General features: G+C 31.3%; 5 protein-coding genes. All 5 read right to left on the reverse strand.

The window, feature by feature from the left end; translation table 11 throughout:
* Nucleotides 1-91: 91 nt before the first annotated feature.
* Complete coding sequence (locus Q0807_RS18760; RefSeq protein WP_301162048.1) at nucleotides 92-715, reverse strand: hypothetical protein; 624 nt, start codon at nucleotides 713-715, stop codon at nucleotides 92-94.
* A 194-nt stretch (nucleotides 716-909) separates the two neighbouring features.
* Nucleotides 910-1191 (reverse strand): hypothetical protein, encoded by a 282-nt coding sequence (locus tag Q0807_RS18765; RefSeq protein WP_301162049.1) that lies wholly within the window; start codon nucleotides 1189-1191, stop codon nucleotides 910-912.
* Between the two features lie 321 nt (nucleotides 1192-1512).
* Nucleotides 1513-2058, reverse strand: a complete 546-nt coding sequence (locus Q0807_RS18770; RefSeq protein WP_301162050.1) for a hypothetical protein — start codon at nucleotides 2056-2058, stop codon at nucleotides 1513-1515.
* A gap of 144 nt (nucleotides 2059-2202) precedes the next feature.
* Nucleotides 2203-2904: a hypothetical protein gene (locus Q0807_RS18775; protein ID WP_301162051.1), complete on the reverse strand. Its 702-nt coding sequence runs from the start codon at nucleotides 2902-2904 to the stop codon at nucleotides 2203-2205.
* 161 nt (nucleotides 2905-3065) lie between these two features.
* The gene (locus Q0807_RS18780) at nucleotides 3066-3887 is read right to left on the reverse strand and encodes a DUF4844 domain-containing protein (RefSeq protein ID WP_301162052.1); all 822 of its coding nucleotides are present in this window, start codon (nucleotides 3885-3887) and stop codon (nucleotides 3066-3068) included.
* Between the last annotated feature and the right edge of the window lie 187 nt (nucleotides 3888-4074).

Genomic DNA, 4074 nt, shown 5'->3' on the forward strand with positions numbered 1-4074 from the left:
AAGTGGACGACCTTACGATGAAAACTTTGTTTCAAGATTAGTTTAAAATGACTTGTTTTTTAACTCAGTTCTTTGTTAGCTACTGTGCTTTTTACGTATTATGGTTAATTTTTACTATCAATTTTCTATTCGGACATATAATGTAAAAATCTATATTTCCAACATAAACCTTATCCTCGCCAAAATCGTGCATATAGTATTCGTATGCATAGTAATTCCCTTTTTCATTGAGTAAGTCCTCCAGTTCAAATTCCAATTCGTCAAGTGTGCTGTTAGCAAAGTCCAAAAACTTTTGCTCTTCTTTATCGTATGGCGTTTTTTTCCAAAATTCGGTTTCCCAGTCTTTTCTGAATTCAGATTTTGGATAGTCTATAAAAAACTCTTCGTTTGGATTTTTAAAATATTGGGCTGTTTTATCGTCAATTTCATAAATCCAAATCGAATATCCATCGCCAGTAAAGTCTCTTTTAGATTCATATTCGTAAATCGAGTCTCCAAAATTAAATTCAAATCCAGTTAATTCGGTATTATAGCCTTTTTCTTGGACTTTTTCGATTGGTCTCCAAACTAGGTCAGAACCTGGTAATATTCGCCAGAAAAAGCCTGGAATTAAAATTAAAATCAGAAGTATTGTTGAAAGTCGATATAGTTTTCGTTTGTCTTTATTCCTAATCGACTTGTAGATTTTAAATCCGATTATTGGATATGAAATCAAAATGATTAAGGTTAAAAACAGAAATAGTAATATCATCTATGAAGTTTGTTTCAGCATTGTAGTTAACGTTGTTGTGTATGGTTAGTTGCGTGGTTAAGCAACTAAGTTAGCAAACATTTACGAACCCGTGAATATTCCGCAGGAATATTCGCAAGTAAGCTCAATGAAGCAATTAATTATACACGGTGTTGTGCTTAGTTTATTTTTTCGATTTTTGATAAAATTGACAACCAATCTTTTTTGTCCGAAATCCTTAATTCTAAAAGGTCATTTAACTCGTCTTCGTCAAGGTAATAAATTTTCAAAATATCAAATCCAAATTGAGAACTTCTTGTTTGAAGTTTTGTGTTTTTAATTGAATTAATTGGGATGTCTATTTGTTGAACATTGTAGAGTTTCTTATAAATTGTTAGTTTAATATGTTCGCTTTCAATAGTGTATTTAATTAGGTGATTAGTCGATTTACTGACTATCATTGTACTAATTAAAACCCACAAGACAAAATAAAATAAATAATAGCCATACAATTCGTTAAACAGATACATACCGTCTTTAATTATATATATCACTATTACAAATAGTAAGATAACTGGAATTAATAACTTGTCAATTAATATTCTCCTTTTAAGTGTCATATATCGGTTTCGTGGTAATTAAGCCCAACGGTTTTGTGTATGGTTAGTTGCGTGGTTAAGCCTTAAAGTTAGTAAACAAATCACAGATAGAAAATTCCAGCGGAATTTTCGTAAGTCGGCAGTTACCTAGCAATTAATTATACACGGTGTTGGCAATAGTATTTATTTTTTAATAGTCGGATTAAAAGCAATTCCAAATAATCCTTTTTCCATTTCTAATACGATTTCTTGTTTTTCATTTACCGACTCATATTCTTTTTGATTTAATTTTAGTTTGTCAATTTCTCCGTCATACATTTTATTCGGAATTCTTCCCCAAACAGTATTGTTCAAATCACTATAACCGTCTTTAACCGTTACGATAAAGTTTTTAGTAATCAATTCATTACTCGATAATCTATTTGTTTTAAGTCCGAGCGAAACAACAAAGTCAGAAATAATAGGATATATAATAATACACATCATTCCAATATAGAGTATATGTATTAATTTCGACCGTATTTTTCCACTGTATTCTTTTCGGTCAAATGTTCCGAATAAAGTTATAATCAGAGTTAATATTATAGAAATCGGCATAATTGATTTCTTAAAATCAGAAATATCGCTTTTTAAATATAAAGATGATTCTTGTGGTAAAAAGTAGAAGCTATTTATTATTAATATTCCAGCAACTGTAATTCCGATTATTAGTCTGGTTCGTTTCTTCATATTATTGCCAACGGTTTTGTATATGATACGTTGCGTGTGTTAGCACGAAAGTTAGCAAATAAAAACCAGATAGAAAATCCGCGAGGATTTTCGTAAGTAGGCTAGCACTAGCAATGGATTATATACGTTGTTGTGCAACGTTTTTTAATGTTTTTCTACTTTTTTAAATTTTTGTTCAGTCAATTTTTCAAATGGTTCGTTTTTATAAAATCTATAATTTGTAATTACAGAATCTATTTCAGTTTTTGTTCCGCCATTTTCTAATTCAATCTCTTCCATATCAATTCGAGTCAAGACGTAAGTTGAATCATTAATAAATTTCCCATATTGGTCATATCCCCACATTCCATCTCCACCAGTTCCTGCAACGATATTATCGCTCAACAATTTATTTTCAGAGTTGTAAATTAAATAATGTAAATCGTGGCAACAACTTTCATCTCCTTCTATAATTGTAATTATTTTTTCAGATTTGTTGTTTTTTTGGATTGAAAAGTATTGATAATTAACAGGATAAATATTCTCTCCTTTGAGTCGGTCGTCTTGAAAATAGTCAACTAATTTTTCTTTCGAAGAGAACGATTTAAGACTATCTATGATAATTCCATAATACCAACCTCTTAAATCAAATTCATTGAGGTTTGAGTATTTGAAATTATTTGGGTCGATAAATAGAGAATCAGATTTTTTAATTTCAACAATCGGTTCAGCTTTCAATTTAGTAGAATCGGTATTTATTGAGATTATTTCTTTCTTCTCAATCTTAATGTCAGATTTAGATTCTTTCTTTTTCTCAACACAGCTGAAAGTCAGAAATATTAATATGTAGGCTAAAAGTTTATTCATTGGTCAAATGTTGCACAACGTGTTTGTGTATGGTTAGTTGCGTGGTTCAGCAACTAAGTTAGCAAACTTTTACGAACCCGTGAATATTCCGCAGGAATATTCGCAAGTAGAGAAGAAAACAGCAATTAATTATACACGGTGTTAGCTACAGTTTTTATTTTTTAATCGCCTTCGCCTTCTGGAACAATCACAAAAGCCCATTCTGCTTCGTCAGGAACTCCATATTTTACCAGAAATTCGCCTCCAAGTCCGCTGACTTGTGATTTCTTGTCTTCGATTTCAAGTCCATAGGTTTCGCCAAACATAAATTTTACGCCATTGTTTAAGTCGAGCGTGTCTGTGTCTACCATATTGAAAACTTTAAATTCGTTCGGTTGTATTTTAAGTCTTTCTGAAACTTGAATTTCGTTCGTAGTCTCGTTGAAAACAAAAACTTTGTATGATTTTCCAGTTTTCTCGTATTTAGCTGGAATTATGGAAACTTCATTACCTTTTTGGATAAAGACGTTACCGTGTTTATCTGTCCATCTTTCTTCTTTTTCCATTTCCATTGGGTCAAACCTATACATAAATTTATTCAACTGTCCATTCGAGCTTTCCAGTCCAACTATGTCCATCAATTGCTCAATATAAACACAAACCATTTCTCGGTCTTCTGTATCTAATTCCAGATAGTTTTCTCTAAATCTTGAAAGTCCAATTCCAATTTGTTTTTGATAATCTTTGTCAGTCGGATTCTCAGATTTCGCAACGGTTTTAAAGTCAGATGCAATTTGGTTGATTTTCTCCGTGAAAATTGGTCGCATTTTTTCATCTGCGATTCCTGGATAATAATTTGGATAGGGTTGAGCAACAAATTTTTTCTTTGCAATGAATTCCGCAAATTGCTCTTTAGCATTTTCAGGTGTATTCATTTCAGTTGCTTTTTGTCCGCAAGCAGATAAGGTTAAAAAAAGTATGAAAATTTGGATGTATTTCGTCATTTCTCAAATTGTAGCTAACGGTTTTGTGTATGGAAAGTTGCGATTTTGTGTGCGAGGATTTTCCGAAGGAAAATCAGACGTAACAAAAATGCAACTGCCTTTGTTTAAGGACTAATGTAGCAATTTTTTATACACGTTGTTGTAGGTAGTTTTTTATTTTTCATTCAGTTTGTCAAAATATTTTTTC

It is taken from the genome of uncultured Winogradskyella sp. (genome assembly GCF_947495255.1).
GTDB lineage: Bacteria > Bacteroidota > Bacteroidia > Flavobacteriales > Flavobacteriaceae > Winogradskyella.